This is a genomic window from Pseudomonas sp. P4_C4, assembly GCF_056402055.1.
In genome coordinates, this window is sequence record NZ_JBFUID010000006.1 from 83,857 (window position 1) to 100,140 (window position 16,284).

13 protein-coding genes are annotated in these 16,284 nt (G+C 60.5%); 6 read left to right on the top strand and 7 right to left on the bottom strand.

Annotated elements, in window-relative coordinates:
• Window positions 1–75: 75 nt before the first annotated feature.
• The 5 genes from lon to cmoB all read left to right on the top strand — a co-directional run bounded on the left by lon (window position 76) and on the right by cmoB (window position 5,612).
• Entirely contained in the window at window positions 76–2,493 is a 2,418-nt protein-coding gene (lon, locus tag AC1DXW_RS05745; protein WP_477753491.1) for an endopeptidase La, read from the top strand.
• A gap of 219 nt (window positions 2,494–2,712) precedes the next feature.
• Window positions 2,713–3,105: a protease inhibitor I42 family protein gene (locus AC1DXW_RS05750; RefSeq protein ID WP_477753492.1), complete on the top strand. Its 393-nt coding sequence runs from the start codon at window positions 2,713–2,715 to the stop codon at window positions 3,103–3,105.
• A 2-nt stretch (window positions 3,106–3,107) separates the two neighbouring features.
• Window positions 3,108–3,749 (top strand): lysoplasmalogenase, encoded by a 642-nt coding sequence (locus AC1DXW_RS05755; protein ID WP_477753493.1) that lies wholly within the window; start codon window positions 3,108–3,110, stop codon window positions 3,747–3,749.
• Between the two features lie 130 nt (window positions 3,750–3,879).
• Window positions 3,880–4,659: a carboxy-S-adenosyl-L-methionine synthase CmoA gene (cmoA, locus tag AC1DXW_RS05760; RefSeq protein WP_477753494.1), complete on the top strand. Its 780-nt coding sequence runs from the start codon at window positions 3,880–3,882 to the stop codon at window positions 4,657–4,659.
• Complete coding sequence (gene cmoB / locus AC1DXW_RS05765) at window positions 4,656–5,612, top strand: tRNA 5-methoxyuridine(34)/uridine 5-oxyacetic acid(34) synthase CmoB (protein ID WP_477753495.1); 957 nt, start codon at window positions 4,656–4,658, stop codon at window positions 5,610–5,612. Before cmoA ends, cmoB begins: the two co-directional genes overlap by 4 nt.
• 129 nt (window positions 5,613–5,741) lie before the next feature.
• On the opposite strand, the gene tadA is transcribed toward cmoB, so the two are convergent.
• The 7 genes from tadA to treP all read right to left on the bottom strand — a co-directional run bounded on the left by tadA (window position 5,742) and on the right by treP (window position 15,276).
• A complete protein-coding gene (tadA, locus tag AC1DXW_RS05770) occupies window positions 5,742–6,239 on the bottom strand; it encodes a tRNA adenosine(34) deaminase TadA (protein ID WP_223460321.1) in 498 nt (165 codons plus the stop codon).
• Window positions 6,239–7,615: a multicopper oxidase family protein gene (locus AC1DXW_RS05775; protein WP_477753496.1), complete on the bottom strand. Its 1,377-nt coding sequence runs from the start codon at window positions 7,613–7,615 to the stop codon at window positions 6,239–6,241. Before AC1DXW_RS05775 ends, tadA begins: the two co-directional genes overlap by 1 nt.
• Before the next feature lie 194 nt (window positions 7,616–7,809).
• The gene (locus AC1DXW_RS05780) at window positions 7,810–8,100 is read right to left on the bottom strand and encodes a PTS sugar transporter subunit IIB (RefSeq protein WP_477753497.1); all 291 of its coding nucleotides are present in this window, start codon (window positions 8,098–8,100) and stop codon (window positions 7,810–7,812) included.
• 2 nt (window positions 8,101–8,102) lie between these two features.
• Window positions 8,103–10,637 (bottom strand): phosphoenolpyruvate--protein phosphotransferase, encoded by a 2,535-nt coding sequence (gene ptsP / locus AC1DXW_RS05785; RefSeq protein ID WP_477753498.1) that lies wholly within the window; start codon window positions 10,635–10,637, stop codon window positions 8,103–8,105.
• 163 nt (window positions 10,638–10,800) lie between these two features.
• Complete coding sequence (locus tag AC1DXW_RS05790) at window positions 10,801–12,024, bottom strand: carbohydrate porin (RefSeq protein WP_477759830.1); 1,224 nt, start codon at window positions 12,022–12,024, stop codon at window positions 10,801–10,803.
• A gap of 107 nt (window positions 12,025–12,131) precedes the next feature.
• A complete protein-coding gene (gene treC / locus AC1DXW_RS05795; RefSeq protein WP_477753500.1) occupies window positions 12,132–13,781 on the bottom strand; it encodes an alpha,alpha-phosphotrehalase in 1,650 nt (549 codons plus the stop codon).
• A 52-nt stretch (window positions 13,782–13,833) separates the two neighbouring features.
• Entirely contained in the window at window positions 13,834–15,276 is a 1,443-nt protein-coding gene (gene treP, locus AC1DXW_RS05800; protein ID WP_477753501.1) for a PTS system trehalose-specific EIIBC component, read from the bottom strand.
• A gap of 237 nt (window positions 15,277–15,513) precedes the next feature.
• Here treP and treR point away from each other — a divergent pair, with 237 nt between their 5' ends.
• Complete coding sequence (gene treR, locus AC1DXW_RS05805) at window positions 15,514–16,218, top strand: trehalose operon repressor (protein WP_477753502.1); 705 nt, start codon at window positions 15,514–15,516, stop codon at window positions 16,216–16,218.
• The last annotated feature ends 66 nt before the right edge of the window (window positions 16,219–16,284 follow it).

Below are 16,284 nucleotides of genomic sequence, written 5' to 3' on the forward strand. Positions count from 1 at the left end.
GTTGCAGAAAATGACCGTTGAAACCACCGCCAACCTGCCCCATCTAAGACCCATACCCATTGCGCAGGTGCCCACATGAGCGACCAGCAGGAATTCCCCGAAGACCCGAGTGAATACGCCGATCCGGAAAACGCCCCACAGCACAAACCCGGCAAAGGCCTGGCCTTGCCCGGCCAGAACCTGCCGGACAAGGTCTACGTCATCCCGATCCACAACCGACCGTTCTTCCCGGCCCAGGTCCTGCCGGTCATCGTCAACGAAGAGCCGTGGGCCGAGACGCTCGACCTGGTGGCCAAGTCCGAACACCACTCCCTGGCTCTGTTCTACATGGACACGCCCCAGGATGACCCGCGCCACTTCGATACCTCGGCCCTGCCGCTCTACGGCACGCTGGTCAAGGTGCACCACGCCAGCCGCGAAAACGGCAAACTGCAGTTCGTCGCCCAGGGCCTGACCCGCGTACGCCTCAAGACCTGGCTCAAGCATCACCGCCCGCCGTACCTGGTGGAAGTCGAATACCCGCACCAGCCCACCGAGCCGACCGACGAGGTCAAGGCCTACGGCATGGCGCTGATCAATGCGATCAAGGAACTGCTGCCGCTCAACCCGCTGTACAGCGAAGAGCTAAAGAACTACCTCAACCGCTTCAGCCCCAACGACCCGTCGCCGCTGACCGACTTCGCCGCCGCGCTCACATCGGCGACGGGCAGTGAGCTGCAGGAAGTCCTCGACTGCGTGCCCATGCTCAAGCGCATGGAAAAAGTCCTGCCGATGCTGCGCAAGGAAGTCGAAGTCGCGCGCTTGCAAAAAGAGATTTCTGCCGAAGTTAATCGCAAGATCGGTGAACATCAGCGTGAGTTCTTCCTCAAGGAGCAACTCAAGGTCATCCAGCAGGAGCTGGGACTGACCAAGGATGACCGCAGTGCCGATCTCGAACAGTTCGAACAGCGGCTGACCGGCAAAGTGCTGTCACCACAAGCGCAGAAACGCATCGAAGAGGAAATGAACAAGCTGTCGGTGCTCGAAACCGGCTCACCGGAGTATGCGGTCACCCGCAATTACCTCGACTGGGCGACCTCGGTGCCGTGGGGCGTCTACGGCGATGACAAACTCGACCTCAAGCACGCGCGCAAGGTGCTGGACAAACATCACGCCGGTCTCGACGACATCAAGGACCGCATCCTCGAGTTTCTCGCGGTCGGTGCCTACAAAGGCGAGATCAGCGGCTCCATCGTATTGCTGGTCGGTCCGCCGGGCGTGGGCAAGACCAGCGTCGGCAAATCCATCGCCGAGTCCCTGGGCCGGCCGTTCTATCGCTTCAGCCTTGGCGGCATGCGTGACGAAGCCGAGATCAAGGGCCATCGTCGCACCTACATCGGCGCACAGCCGGGCAAGCTGGTGCAGGCGTTGAAGGACGTCGAAGTGATGAACCCGGTGATCATGCTCGACGAGATCGACAAGATGGGTCAGAGCTATCAGGGCGACCCGGCCTCGGCGCTGCTGGAAACCCTGGATCCTGAGCAGAACGTCGAATTCCTCGACCACTATCTCGACCTGCGTCTGGACCTGTCGAAAGTGTTGTTCGTGTGCACCGCCAACACCCTCGATTCGATCCCCGGCCCGTTGCTGGACCGAATGGAAGTGATTCGCCTGTCGGGATACATCACCGAAGAAAAAGTCGCCATCGCCAAGCGTCACCTGTGGCCCAAGCAGCTTGAAAAAGCCGGCGTGTCCAAGGGCAGCCTGAGCATCAGCGACAGCGCGCTCAAGGCACTGGTCGACGGTTATGCCCGTGAAGCGGGCGTGCGTCAGCTGGAAAAAAACCTCGGCAAACTGGTGCGCAAAGCGGTGATGAAACTGCTCGACGAGCCGAAAGCGGTGATCAAGCTCGGGCCGAAAGACCTGGAGGCCTCGCTCGGCAAACCGGTGTTCCGCAACGAGCAGGTGCTGTCGGGTGTCGGCGTGGTCACCGGCCTTGCCTGGACCAGCATGGGCGGTGCGACCCTGCCAATCGAAGCCACACGCATCCACACCCTCAACCGTGGGTTCAAGCTCACCGGGCAACTGGGTGACGTGATGAAAGAATCGGCGGAAATCGCCTACAGCTACGTCAGCTCGCACCTGAAGTCCTATGGCGGCGATCCGAAGTTCTTCGACGAAGCCTTCGTCCACCTGCACGTGCCGGAAGGCGCCACGCCGAAGGACGGCCCGAGCGCCGGTGTGACCATGGCCAGTGCCCTGCTGTCGCTGGCGCGCAACCAGCCACCGAAAAAAGGCGTGGCCATGACCGGTGAGTTGACGTTGACCGGGCATGTCCTGCCGATTGGCGGGGTGCGGGAAAAGGTGATTGCGGCGCGGCGGCAGAAGATATTCGAGCTTATCTTGCCTGAGGCCAACCGAGGGAGCTTCGAAGAGCTGCCGGAGTATTTGAAGGACGGTATTACCGTGCATTTCGCCAAGCGGTTTGCGGATGTGGCGAAGGTGTTGTTCTGACAGTCATGTAGCGCCAGTACCACCGCTTTCGCTGGCAAGCCAGCTCCTACAGTGGTCGGCGCTGTTCACACAATGTGTGTTCACTGCAAAACCCTGTAGGAGCTGGCTTGCCAGCGAAAGCGTCAGTCCTGGCACTGCAGCCCTTGGCTGGCCATCACACTTTGTCTCATCTTAAGTTATGCTCGCCGTTCGTCGTGAACGCCGGAGCCCCTGAAGCCTATGTCCTCCATTCGCCTGCTTGCCCCCTTCGCCCTCGCCCTGCTGGCCGGATGTGCCACGCAACCTGCGCACAACGTGACAGTGGAAAACCAAAGCGAATGTCCGGTGAAACTCACCAACGGGCAAAACCTGATCCTGACCTTGCCGAGCAATCCGACCACGGGCTATCGCTGGGCGATCCAGGATTCGGCCGGCGGCGTGTTGCACGCCCTGGGGCCAGAGGTTTATCGAAACCCGGAAGATGCCGGCATCGTCGGCGCGGCCGGGGTCTCGACCTGGCGCTTTCAGGCTTTTGCGACCGGCACCGGGCGTTTGCGCCTGACCTCGCAACAGCCGTGGGCGCCGGAAGTGCTGCCGGTGGACTCGTTCGACTGCGCGATCTCGGTTAACTGACCGTGGGCTGGCTGATTCTGGCGCTGATGGGTGCGGTGACCTTTCTTTACGGCCTGAGCGTGCATGCGTCTCTGCTGTGCCTGCTGGTCAAACCGCTGCCCGTGCTGGCCTTGCTCGGCTGGTTGCATGACGCTCCGCCCGGTGAATATCGGCGCTGGATCAGCCTGGGGTTGATTTTCTCCCTGGTCGGCGACGTGTTGCTGGCGTGGCCGGGGGACTTGTTTGTATTTGGGCTGGGCGCGTTTCTGGTCGCTCATCTGGCCTATCTGAAAGCGTACTTGAGCGACTGCCGGCGTCTGGCGCTGTTGTCGCTGATTGTCGCCCTCGGTGTTGGTGCCGTACTGCTGGGGATCCTGATCAATCATGGACTGGGGCCATTGCTGGTTCCGGTGATCGTCTACGGTCTGGCCATCAGCGCCATGCTCTGGCGCGCACTGGCCCGGCTCGGCACCGAGGTGCCCAAGCGTTCGGCGCTGTGGGCAGCAGCGGGCGCAGTGGCGTTCGTGTTCTCCGACAGCGTGATTGGCATCAGCCGGTTTGTGGTGCCGTTCGATGCCGCGCCTTATGTGATCATCCTCAGCTATTGGCTGGGGCAATGGGGTATCACTGCCTCGGCTTTCAGCAAAAAAACGCAACCAGCATGAGAAAAAGATCGCAACCTGCGGCAGCTCCTACAGGGATCGCGTTTGCAGGGTAGGAGCTGCCGCAGGCTGCGATCTTTTGATTTGGCGCTTTATCAGACAACCCGCGCATCCCCGCGCCAACTTGGCTAAAATGCCGGCCTTTTCCACCTGCACCGCTGGAACCGCCGTGAGCAAAGAACCCGATCGCCTTTTCGCCCAGCCTTTGGCCCAGGTGCCTGACTTCGCCTTTAACGAGGACGTGGTGCGGGTGTTCCCGGACATGATCAAGCGCTCAGTGCCGGGCTATCCGACCATCGTCGAAAACCTCGGCGTGCTTGCCGCGCAGTTCGCCCAGCGGGACAGCGTGCTTTACGACCTGGGCTCGTCGCTGGGTGCCGTGACCCAGGCCCTGCGCCGGCACGTGCGCACCGACGGTTGCCGCGTCATCGCTGTGGATAACTCCGCGGCCATGATCGAACGCTGCCGCGAGTACCTCAACGGGCAGGATTCGATGTTCCAGGAGTTGCTGCCGGTCGAGGTGATCGAAGGCGACATCCTGGCGCTGGAGTTTCAGCCGGCCTCGGTGGTGGCGCTGAACTTCACCCTGCAATTCATCGCCCCGGACCAGCGCACGGCGTTGCTGTCGCGCATCCGTCAGTCGCTGTTGCCCGGTGGTGCCCTGATCCTCTCGGAAAAACTGCGCTTCGAAGACGAGCAGGAACACGCACTGCTCACCGATCTGCACATCGCCTTCAAACGCGCCAACGGCTACAGCGAGCTGGAAATCGCCCAGAAGCGTAGCGCCATCGAAAACGTCATGAAGCCCGACAGCCTCGAAGAACACCGCGAACGCCTGCTGGCCGCCGGGTTCTCGAAAGTCGTGCCGTGGTTCCAGTGTCTTAACTTTGCCTCGTTGATTGCCTTGCCATGATTGATCTGTCCCCCCTCGCCCGCCGTCTGGCCGGCACCCCGCTGGCCGACTGGGCCAACACCCTGCAGGCACAACTCGACAAGAAAATGGAAAAGGGTCATGGCGATCTGGAGCGCTGGCAAAGCGCACTGGACGCCCTGCCGAAGATCCAGCCGAGTGAAGTCGATTTGCTCAATGGCCTGAAGCTGGACACCGATTGCGACGATGAAACCCGCGCGCAAATGCGCACTGCGTTGATGGGTCTGTCGCCATGGCGCAAGGGGCCGTTCGACCTGTTCGGCGTGCACGTCGACACCGAATGGCGCTCGGACTGGAAATGGTCGCGGGTCGCCCCGCACCTGGACCTTGCGGGCAAGCGCATCCTCGATGTCGGCTGCGGCAACGGCTACTACATGTGGCGCATGCTCGGCGCCGGTGCCGACAGTGTGATCGGTGTCGATCCGAACTGGCTGTTCTTCTGTCAGTTCCAGGCGGTGCAGCGTTACCTGTCCGAGCCGAATGCCTGGCACCTGCCCTTCCCGTTCGAAGACCTGCCGCCAAACCTCGAAGGTTTCGACACAGTGTTTTCCATGGGCGTGTTCTACCACCGCCGCTCGCCGATCGAACATTTGCTGGCGCTGAAGGATTGCCTGGTCAAAGGTGGTGAACTGGTGCTGGAAACGCTGGTGGTCGAAGGCGACAAGCATCAGGTGCTGGTGCCGGAAGACCGCTACGCGCAGATGCGCAACGTGTGGTTCCTGCCGTCGGTGCCGGCGCTGGAGTTGTGGCTGCGTCGTGCCGGGTTCACGGACGTGAAGTGCGTGGATGTGAGCACCACCACGGTCGAGGAACAGCGCGGGACGCAGTGGATGAAGTATCAGTCGCTCAGTGACTTCCTCGATCCCGAGGATCACAGCAAGACCGTTGAAGGGCTGCCGGCGCCGATGCGCGCCGTCATTGTCGCCCGCAAGTAAACCCCAGTCTCCCAAACACCGAATAAACCTGTGGGAGCGAGCTTGCTCGCGATGAGGCCCTGTCAGTCAACAGAGATGTTGAATGTTAGTCCGCTATCGCGAGCAAGCTCGCTCCCACAGGGTCCGTGATTAGTCTGATGGTTTGGCGCGCCGGGCCTTGAAGAACTCGCTGAGCACCGCCCCACATTCCTCCGCCAACACCCCGCCTTCATACAACACCCGGTGATTCAAAAAGCCCTGGGTAAAGAACTGCCCCTGGCTCTGCACGATCCCGGCTTTCGGCTCCAGCGCGCCGTACACCACCCGCGCAATCCGCGAATGCACGATCAGGCCTGCGCACATGCTGCACGGCTCCAGCGTCACATACAGCGTACTGCCCGGCAGGCGGTAGTTGCTCACGGCCTGGGCGGCGGCGCGGATGGCGACCATCTCGGCGTGAGCGCTCGGGTCGCTGGCACTGATCGGGCAATTGAAACCGCGCCCGATGATTTCCCCGTCCTGCACCAGCACCGCGCCCACCGGCACTTCGCCGAGGGCCGCGCCTTGGGCCGCCAGTGCCAGGGCCTCACGCATGAACTCGCGATCACGGCTGCGGTCGATGATGGCGGCGGGACGAATCTGACGCATCACGCCACCTCGATGGCGGCCATCAGGCCGGTTTCCATGTGGTCGATCACATGGCAGTGAAACATCCATACACCCGGGTTATCCGCCACCAGCGCTACCTGCGCGCGCTCGTTCTTGCCCAGCAGGTAGGTGTCGGTGAAATACGGAATGACCTTGTGCCGGTTCGAGGCAATGACCTTGAAACTCATGCCGTGCAGGTGAATCGGGTGCTGGTATTGAGTCATGTTCTTCAATTCGAAAATGTAGCTCTTGCCCTTCTCGAGCTTGGCAATCGGGCGGTCGGCGCAGGTCTTGTCGGTGATGTCCCAGGCCTTGCCGTTGATCTGCCACAGGCTCGGCGGCTTGCCGTTATCAACGTTGACCGATACCGAGCCGACCCATTCGAAATTGAAGTTGAGTTTCTCGGCATTGGCCAGGTCCGGCTCGGCGATCGGGTTGGCCGGCAGTGCCGGCGGCCACTCGGTCGGCGCATCGGCATTGGCCACCGAACGGAACGTACCCAGGCGTACCGGGCCGTTGCGCAGCGACAACTCCTCACCGGCCGGCGGGGCCTTGATCGCCAGGCAAATACGCATGCCCGGACCGAGCCAGTACTCCTTGCCGAGCGGTCGTGGCTCGACCGGGTTGCCGTCCAGTGCATAGATCTGCGCTTCGACGCCGGGAATGTTCAGGCGATAAGTCAGGGTGTTATCGAGGTTGAGCAGGCGTACACGGGTGATCTGCCCGGCCGGCAAGTCGATCACCGCTTGCGGCACGCCGTTGATGGTTGCCAGGCGCCCCGCCGTACCGCCACGGGCCGCTTCACGGGGAATGCTGAACTCGACGAAATTGCCGACGTCATCGACATGCCAGCTCTTGAGACTCAAGGTCTTTTCATACTTGAAACCGGTCGGCTCACGCTCTTCGATGATCAACGGCCCCACCAGGCCACGGCCGAGCTCTTCGCTGCTGTTCACATGCGGGTGATACCAGTAGCTGCCGGCATCCGGCACGCGGAATTTGTAATCGAAGTATTCACCCGGCAGCACCGGCAGTTGCGAGACGTACGGCACGCCATCCATTTCCAGCGGCAGACGAATGCCGTGCCAATGAATGGTGGTGGCGACTGGCAGGTGGTTGATGAAGCGTACCCGCAACCATTCACCCTGGCGCACCCGTAACTCGGTCCCCGGTGCGGACGGGCCGAACGCCCAGGCCTGAGTCTTGTGCCCGGCCACCAGCTCAACGTCCAGCGGCGCAGCGATCAACTCGTAGTCATGACCGGCGTCAGCATCGGCCATCTTGCCCAGCCAGTAACGCGACGCGCCACCGGCTCCGACACCAACGACAACAAGACCGGCCAGGCCACCGAGGATTTGGCGACGGGTAAAGGACATGAACTCAACTACCTCACATATCAACCACAGGCGAGGGGCCTGCAAAAGGCGAATACGATACACCTGCGGTTGAGAAACAGTAAGGGCAGCGCAGCGGATGGTCACAGGCCATGCGATTGCAGAGTTAGGGGCCGCCTCGCGACCCAGCAGGGCGATGCGCCGGTCCGACAAGCCCCCTCATCACAAAGGTCCGGTTATGGCTGAAGTCCGGTAATCAAATGCACAACCCCATCCTCCAGTAGCATCACGCCCGGCACCCCCGCAGCCGTTAGCGCCTGCCGATCCATTTGCACCACATCCCGCAACTCCACCCGCACCCGGGTCAGCGCCATCGGCTGTTGCGACTTGAGGTTATCCACACCGCCCAGCGCGGCCACGACATTCGGGGCCAAACCGCAAACAGGCTGAGCCACCACTTTCGGCTCATCCACCACCAGGTCCGGCGTCAAAGCTTTCCAGAACGCCCGCTGCATTTTCTCGAACATGCTCAGTTCTCCAGAACCAGTGAAGTATTGACCGTTGCCTCGTGGTGCTGCCGCAATGCCTCGCGTACCTGCTCGGCACTTTCCAGCCCCAGCACCTGCTGGGCGATGGCCTGACAATCCAGCAGGTCCACTTCGCGAACCGCCGCTTTGATCGCCGGAATCAACGGTACGCTCACCGACAGCTCATCCACGCCAAGCCCCAGTAACAGCGGTACCGCCAGTTTTTCCGAAGCCAGGGCGCCGCACACCCCGACCCATTTGCCATGGACATGAGCGGCTTTCACGGTGCTGGCAATCAAGCGCAGCACCGAGGGATGAAAACTGTCGGCCTGACTGGCCAGCCGTGGGTGATCGCGGTCCATGGCCAGGGTGTATTGGGTCAGGTCGTTGGTGCCGATGGAGAAGAAATCCACCTCGGGTGCAAACAGGTCAGCCATCAACGCCGCCGCCGGTACTTCGATCATGATCCCCAGTTTCGGCAGTTCCGTGAGCCCTGATGTCAGCGCCTCTTCTTCAAGCAGCTGACGGGCCAACCGCAACTCCGACAGCTGCGCGACCATCGGCAGCATGATGTGCAGGCGAGCCAGCCCGGCGCTGCTCAGAATTGCCTTGAACTGATCGCGCAACAGCTGCGGACGCTCCAGGCACAAACGAATCCCGCGCATACCCAAAAACGGATTGGTTTCGTGGTCCATCGGCACGTAGGCCAGCGGTTTGTCACCGCCGACATCCAGGGTGCGCACCACCAGATTGCGCGCGGGCCCCAGGGCGCGGGCGATGGCGCTGTAGGTGGAAGCCTGCTCGTCATGGCTTGGCGCATGATTGCGATCCAGATAAAGAAACTCCGAACGCAACAGACCGACGCCCTCGCCACCCAGCGCCATCGCCTGTTCGGCTTCGGCTAGCGAAGCGATATTGGCGGTGATTTCAACGTGATGCCCATCACGGGTACAGGCAGCCAGCCCTGCATTGGCCAGCTCGTATTGCTGGCGTTTCTTTTGCTGCTGACGATGGGTTTGCAACTGCTCGATGGCGGTCAGTTCAGGATCCAGCTGCAACTCGCCCTTGTCGGCATCGAGCAACACCCGCGTGCCGTTGGCCAGTGCCAGCACCTGAACCGGCAAGCCGCAGATCGCCGGCAAGCCGAAGGCCCGCGCGAGAATCGCCACATGGCTGGTAGCTCCACCGCCGACCGTGGCGAACCCCAGCACCTTGCGCGTGTCCAGACCAGCCGTTTGGGAGGGCGTCAGTTGCTCGGCAATCAGAATCGCCCCGTCCGGCAACTCCATCGCACGATCTTCTACACCGAGAATCAACTTCAGTACCCGTTGACCGACGTCGGCCAGGTCGGCAGCCCGTTCGGCCAGCAAGGCATTGCCCAGGCTTTTGAACAAGGCTGCCGTCGACTCGGTGGCCGCACGCCAGGCGAAAGCGGCGCTTTTGCCTGCATCGATCAGTGCCAGTGCCTGATCCAGCAGGCCAGGGTCTTCGAGCAGTTCCTGATGCGCCTTGAAGATGTCTGCCTGAGCGTCGCCCGTGGCGTTGTCACGCAACTGCTGCAGGGCCAGAACCGCTGCCGCCAACGCCCGGGACAGGTGTTCGCGCTCAACCTGAGGGCTGACGCCGGACTCACTCACCTCGAGGGTCTGCTCCGCAATTTGCACCACCTGGCCAAACGCCGACCCCGGCGATGCACAGACGCCGCGCAGCACCTTCAGCGATGAGGCCTCAGCAGCAACCGTCTCAACCTCTGCCATCACCGTCACGACTTCCCCGCAACCGGCGGCCAGCAACTCGGCCAGCGTCTTGATCGCCATTTCGGCATCCGCGCCCTCTGCGCTGACCTGCAGGATGTCACCATGGCCGGTCTGCAAAGCCATGATCGCCACCAAGGATTTGGCGTTCGCGCTGTTCTGCTGTTTATGCAGGCAAATACTCGCCGAAAAGCCTTTCGCCGCTTGGGCAAACACTGCCGCAGGTCGAGCATGCAAACCGTTGGTATTGGGGAGCGTCACCGGTTTGGAGAACAGCGCTTCGCCCTCCTCCGGCATCGGCTCATCGGCCGCCTCTGCGGATGGATTCAGACTCAGCAGCGGCTGACCGCTTTCCACCACACCCGTTTCGGGTGTCAGCCAGGTGAACGGCTCACCGCTGACCACCAGCATCAAGGTCAACAAACTGCGGGCGTTCAAGGCGATGTAATCGGCCTCGAACTCGATCAGCGCCTGCCCCACTACTACCCGCTGACCTTCCTCCACCAACCGGGTGAAACCTTTGCCGGCCAGGTTCACGGTATCGAGGCCGATGTGCATCAGCACCTGCACGCCATTGTCGTCGGTGATGCTGACGGCATGCCCACTGACCTGCACATTGCTGATCACCCCGGCCAGCGGTGCGCACAAGGTTTGCGAAGTCGGATCAATGCACAGACCGTCGCCGATCACGCGACTGGAAAACACCTGATCGGGCACCATGTCCAGCGGCATCAGCACGCCGGACAAGGGTGCCAGCAGTTGCAATTGTTGGGGTGTAGCCATGACGTCACCTGCTGTTTTGTTCTTTATAAAAGACGCTGGGATATTGCGGTACCGGGTAGGAGCTGCCGAAGGTTCGGGCCGCGTTCGGACGATCTTTTGATCTTGGTGTCCTCAAGGACGCCAAAAGATCGCAGCCTTCGGCAGCTCCTACAGGGGTATGCGTTTATTTCCACCAATACTCGACCTGCAATCCGACGTTCGCACCGTGTCGCGCCGTGCCGAAGGAACCGGTGTCGGACAACGCCGAACCCGCCGCCAGCTCGTTGGCCGCCCGTTTGGCCGCCTCGTTCCAGCTGGCATAGGTGTAGTACAAACGCACCTCGGGACGTTCCCAGAACCCCGGGCCTTTTGGCGACCAGGTTGGGACAAAGGAGAATTTACTCAACTTGCGCGTACCTCCTGGGGCCTTGACCTGATCGTGTCCCAGCTCAGTCACCAACTTGAATTGGTCGGTGATTGCGTAAGCCGGGCGAACACCCAGGGAAATCCAGTTCTGGCCGTTACCGTCCGGGCGGATATCCTTCTGATAGACCGCTTCGACCTGACCACCAAAACGCGGTGTCACTTGCCAGTCGAAGAATTCCACCAGCCGGTAGCTCTTGTTGCTGTCGTCCAGGCCCACATCGCCGGTGTAACCCAACCCGGTGCCAGGCCCTTTGCCGTATTGCAGCGCCAGTTTGTTCTTACCGCCGAGGAAGTCTTTCTGCACATGCTGGGCGGTGATTGCCCAACCTGCGTGCGCATCGCTGCGGCCAGGTTTTTCGATGTAACTGAGGCCAAACTCCAGCTCACCGCCGGGGTTGGTCTGAAAACCTGCGACGTTGAAATCCTGCCGGGTGACATAATCCTTCTGGTACAGGTTGTCCTTGCGCGAAAAGGCGTAGCTGTACTTCAGATCGCCGATCAGCACATCTTCGATACCGCCGCCGGTAGCGCTCTGGTTCCAGTAATAGAAGTCGGAAATGTGGATATCGTTCCGTTTGTAGTAACGCCGACCGGCCCACAGCGAACCGCCGTTGAGGCTGGGCATGTTCGACCATTGCGCGTACATCTGGGGCATGCGCACCGAGCCGTTGTCACCGTTGAACGTCAGGTCCTTGTCGTACTGGTTATACAGCGATGCCATGCCGTCGACGCTGAGCACCGAACCATCGTCCAGGGTGTACAGATCCTGGCGCAGTTCAAGTTCAGCGTACTGCTCACATTCGTTACCCAAGCGGTATTTGGTCTGCGCTCCCTGCAACTGGAAACACTGCTGCTTACCGCTGTTAACCGAGGTCCCGACGCCGCTACGCAAGTAACCGGAGAACTCCAGCGCCTGGGCCGACAGTGGTAATGCCAGGCACACGCCCGCCGCTACAAGGCTGCGATTTATTGTTGTTTTCAAGAACCACCTCATTATTCTTATTGTGTGATGCAGCAAAATCGGCGCGCAAAACTCCCCCGCGCAGCGTTCTGCGTGTTTTTTGAAACGGTGCTTTTATTGGTTAAGGGCTAGTGGTCAGTCAGGTGCAGCACGAATGACTCAAACGGCCGTAAAAACACCTGCTGATTGCGCAGCGGACAGTCCGGGTAGTTGCTGATCACCAGCCGTTGCGCCATCGCTTCACTGATCACCTCATCCGGCAGTTCGACTTCGCACGGCGTGCCGTAGAAGTTGTTCAGCACCAGCAAACGCTCGCCATGGCCTTCACGCACGTACGCCCAGATTTGCGTGTGCTCAGGCAATAACTGCCGATACACACCGTCGGACATCAGCGTTTCACGGCGGCGCAGGGCGATCAGCTGACGGTAGTAATGCAACACAGAATCCGGGTCGTCGAGTTGGTGGGCGACGTTGATCTGCGCCGCGTTGGCCGGCACCCCGATCCATGGTTCGGCAGCGCTGAAACCGGCGTTAGGCTCGGCGTTCCAGTGCATGGGCGTGCGACCGTTGTCCCGGGACTTCTGCATGATCGCCGCCATGTTGTCGGCGTCGCTGCTACCTGCCTCGCGCTTGAGCCGGTGAATGTTCAGGGTTTCGACATCGCGGTACTGATCGATGTGATCGAACCCCGGATTGGTCATGCCCAGTTCTTCACCTTGATACACAAACGGCGTGCCCTGCAGGAAATGCAGCGCCGTACCGAGCATCTTCGCCGACACCACCCGATGCTCACCGTCATGACCAAAACGCGAGACCACCCGTGGCTGATCGTGGTTACACCAGAACAGTGCGTTCCAGCCGCCGCCGGCCTGCATGCCGGTTTGCCAGTCGGAGAGGATGCGCTTGAGTGCGAGGAAGTCGAAATCGGCGCGAATCCACTTTTGCAGGTTCGGGTAATCAACCTTCAAGTGATGAAAGTTGAAGGTCATCGAGAGCTCTTTCGACTCTGGCCGCGAATAGCGGATGCAGTGTTCCAGGCTGGTGGATGACATCTCGCCGACGTTGATCAGGTCATGGCCTTCGAACACTTCACGGTGCATTTGCTGCAAGTAGTCGTGGACGTTCGGGCCGTCGGTGTAGAAACGTCGACCGTCGGTGTTGTCCTCGGGGAAATCCGCTGGTTTGGAAATCAGGTTGATCACGTCCAGACGGAAACCACCCACGCCTTTGTCGCGCCAGAAACGCATCATCTTGAAGACTTCGGCACGCACCTGGGGGTTGTCCCAGTTCAGGTCGGCCTGCGTGTGGTCGAACAAGTGCAGGTAGTACTGACCGGTCTGGGCCTCGTACTCCCAGGCCGAACCGCCGAACTTGGATTCCCAGTTGTTCGGCTGGTCGCGCCAGATGTAGAAATCGCGGTAGGGGTTATCGAGGCTGCTGCGGGCCAGCTGGAACCAGGTGTGTTCGATCGAGGTGTGATTGACCACGATGTCGAGCATCAATTTGATCCCGCGCTTACCGGCCTCGGCGATCAGCAACTCGCAGTCGGCCATGGTCCCGTAGCTCGGGTCGATGGCGTAGTAATCGCTGATGTCATAACCATTGTCGCGCTGGGGCGAACGCAGGAACGGCGTGATCCACAGGCAATCGACACCCAGCCAGTGCAGGTAATCGAGCTTGGCCACGACGCCGAGCAAATCCCCCGTGGGGTTGCCGGCGTGGCTGTGAAAACTCTTCGGGTAGATCTGGTAGATCACCGAACGTTGCCAGTCTTGCATGGCGGGACTTCCTCTTAAATTTGTGCCGGCCCCGTAGGGCGAATGCGATCTATCAGGCGACCCGATACCCGGGCCGGACAATCTTCATGCTCAACCCGCAGGTCAGAACAAACGGCACGACCATGGCAATCACCATCCCGATCACGAACATCGGAATGAACTGCGGAATGATCGAGATGAAACCGGGCAATCCGCCGACGCCGATCGCCGAGGCCTGGACCTTGTTCAGCGACAGGAAAATGCTGCCCAGCGCCGAGCCGATCAGGGCCGCATAGAACGGAAACTTGTAGCGCAGGTTGACCCCGAACATGGCCGGTTCGGTGATGCCGAAGTAGGCAGAAATCGCTGAGGTCGAGGCCATGCTCTTGTCCCGCACACTGCGGGTCATGTAGAACACCGCCAGTGCCGCGCTGCCCTGGGCGAGGTTGGACATGACGATCATCGGCCAGATGAATGTGCCGCCCTGAGTGGAGATCAGTTGCAGGTCGACCGCGAGAAACATGTGGTGCATGCCGGTGATCACCAGCGGTGCGTAGAGCAGCCCGAAAATCGCGCCGCCGACCATGGGCGCCAGGTCGAACAGGGTGACCACGCCTTCGGTGATGAGAATCCCCAGATGACGGGTTACCGGGCCAATCACCGCCAGCGCCAGCACACCGGTGACGACGATGGTAGTGATCGGCACCACCAGCAATTGCACCGCGTTAGGCACCCGCGCCCGCAGCCACTTTTCAATCACGCTCATCACGTAGGCCGCCAGCAGGATCGGCAGGATTTGTCCCTGATAACCGACTTTCTCGATCTGAAACATACCGAGGATGTCGAAGTACGGCAGGCTTTGCCCCTCCAGCCCCGCCACTGCTTTGCCGTAGTTCCAGGCATTGAGCAGATCCGGGTGCACCAGCATCAGGCCGAGCACAATGCCGAGGATTTCGCTGCCGCCAAAGCGTTTGGCCGCCGACCAGCCCACCAGCGCCGGGAGAAACACGAACGAGGTGTTGGCCATCAGGTTGATCAGGCTCCAGATCCCGTCAAGCTTAGGGTAGGCATCGAGCAGGGTCTTGCCCTCGATGAACATGCCCTTGGCGCCGATCAGGTTGTTGATGCCCATCAGCAGGCCGGCAATGATCAGCGCCGGGAGGATCGGCATGAACACGTCGGAAAATACCCGCACCAATCGCTGCATCGGGTGGATCTTGTCGGCGCTTTTTTGTTTAACGTCGGCGATGGTCGAGGCGGCGAGACCGGTTTGCCGGCGCAGCTCGGCGTAGACCTTTTCCACTTCGCCGGGGCCGATGACCACCTGGAACAGGCCGCCGGTAAAGAACGAGCCTTTGACCAGATCGATCTGGTTCAGCGTGGCGCTGTTGACCAGGCTCGGGTCCTTGAGGGCCAGGCGTAGCCGTGTGACGCAATGCGCGGCCTGCTCGAGGTTGTCGCTGCCACCGAGGTTGTGCAGCAGCTCAGTGACGATATTCGGATAGTCGTGGCTCATGCTTGTTCTTCCACTGTAGTTTTTTGTTATTGGCAGCACGCCGAAACGAAAAGTACTCGTCTGTACGAGTTATTGCAACAACTCGTACAGACGAGTTTGATCTTGTTTATCCTGAACCTGACAGGCAGCGATATTTCCTACATCCGAAGTCAAAGAAACCCAAAGCCGCATGGACAAACCCCTACCCTGCCCTTAAGGTTCGAAACCTTGAGCACAGCGCGGCATAGAGCCATCCCCATGAGTAAATACAACCAGATCTACAGCGATCTGCTTGCCAGCATCACGACCGAACGTCTGGAACGCGGCGCCCGATTGCCCTCCGAAACCGAACTGATGGACAGCTATCAAGCCAGCCGCGGCACCGTGCGCAAGGCCATCGAGCAATTGCAGGAGCGCGGTTTTGCGCAGAAAGTCCATGGCAAAGGCACCTTCGTGCTGTCGACCAACCCGATCGAATTTCAGCTCGGCGGTATCGTCAGCTTCCAGGAAACCTACCCGCGACTGGGCAACGACGTCAGCACCGAGGTGGTCGAATTCACCCAGATTCCCCTCGAAGGCCCACTGCTCGAACACATCAAGGCTGAAGAAGGCAGCCTGATCACGCGGATCAAGCGCGTGCGGCGAATCGACGGCAAACGGGTGATCCTCGACATCAACCATTTCGTCAGCGACGTGATTCCCGGCCTGTCCCGCGACATCGCCGAACAATCGATCTACGCCTTCATCGAGCAGACCCTGCAACTGCAAATCGCCTACGCCCAGCGCACCATCGAAGCGGTGCCCCTCAGCAAGGACGACCAGCAACACCTGGACCTCGACGGCCAGAGCCATGTGATCGTGGTCAGCAACCAGACGTTTTTGCAGGATGGGAGGCAGTTCGAGTACACCGAATCGCGGCATACGCTGGATAAGTTCTACTTTTCGGATGTGGCGCGGCGCTGAGACTACACGGTACTKAATCACCAATGGGCATAACTATGTAGTGCACATTCCTTGAACGAACGGGTC

What these genes read in the sequence shown, in the direction of transcription:
- treR (WP_477753502.1), top strand. Translation starts at nt 15,514, where the DNA reads ATGAGTAAATACAACCAGATCTACAGCGATCTGCTTGCCAGCATCACG.
- cmoA (WP_477753494.1), top strand. Translation starts at nt 3,880, where the DNA reads ATGCCGGCCTTTTCCACCTGCACCGCTGGAACCGCCGTGAGCAAAGAA.
- treP (WP_477753501.1), bottom strand. Translation starts at nt 15,276, where the DNA reads ATGAGCCACGACTATCCGAATATCGTCACTGAGCTGCTGCACAACCTC.
- cmoB (WP_477753495.1), top strand. Translation starts at nt 4,656, where the DNA reads ATGATTGATCTGTCCCCCCTCGCCCGCCGTCTGGCCGGCACCCCGCTG.
- AC1DXW_RS05780 (WP_477753497.1), bottom strand. Translation starts at nt 8,100, where the DNA reads ATGTTCGAGAAAATGCAGCGGGCGTTCTGGAAAGCTTTGACGCCGGAC.
- tadA (WP_223460321.1), bottom strand. Translation starts at nt 6,239, where the DNA reads ATGCGTCAGATTCGTCCCGCCGCCATCATCGACCGCAGCCGTGATCGC.
- AC1DXW_RS05775 (WP_477753496.1), bottom strand. Translation starts at nt 7,615, where the DNA reads ATGTCCTTTACCCGTCGCCAAATCCTCGGTGGCCTGGCCGGTCTTGTT.
- lon (WP_477753491.1), top strand. Translation starts at nt 76, where the DNA reads ATGAGCGACCAGCAGGAATTCCCCGAAGACCCGAGTGAATACGCCGAT.
- treC (WP_477753500.1), bottom strand. Translation starts at nt 13,781, where the DNA reads ATGCAAGACTGGCAACGTTCGGTGATCTACCAGATCTACCCGAAGAGT.
- ptsP (WP_477753498.1), bottom strand. Translation starts at nt 10,637, where the DNA reads ATGGCTACACCCCAACAATTGCAACTGCTGGCACCCTTGTCCGGCGTG.
- AC1DXW_RS05750 (WP_477753492.1), top strand. Translation starts at nt 2,713, where the DNA reads ATGTCCTCCATTCGCCTGCTTGCCCCCTTCGCCCTCGCCCTGCTGGCC.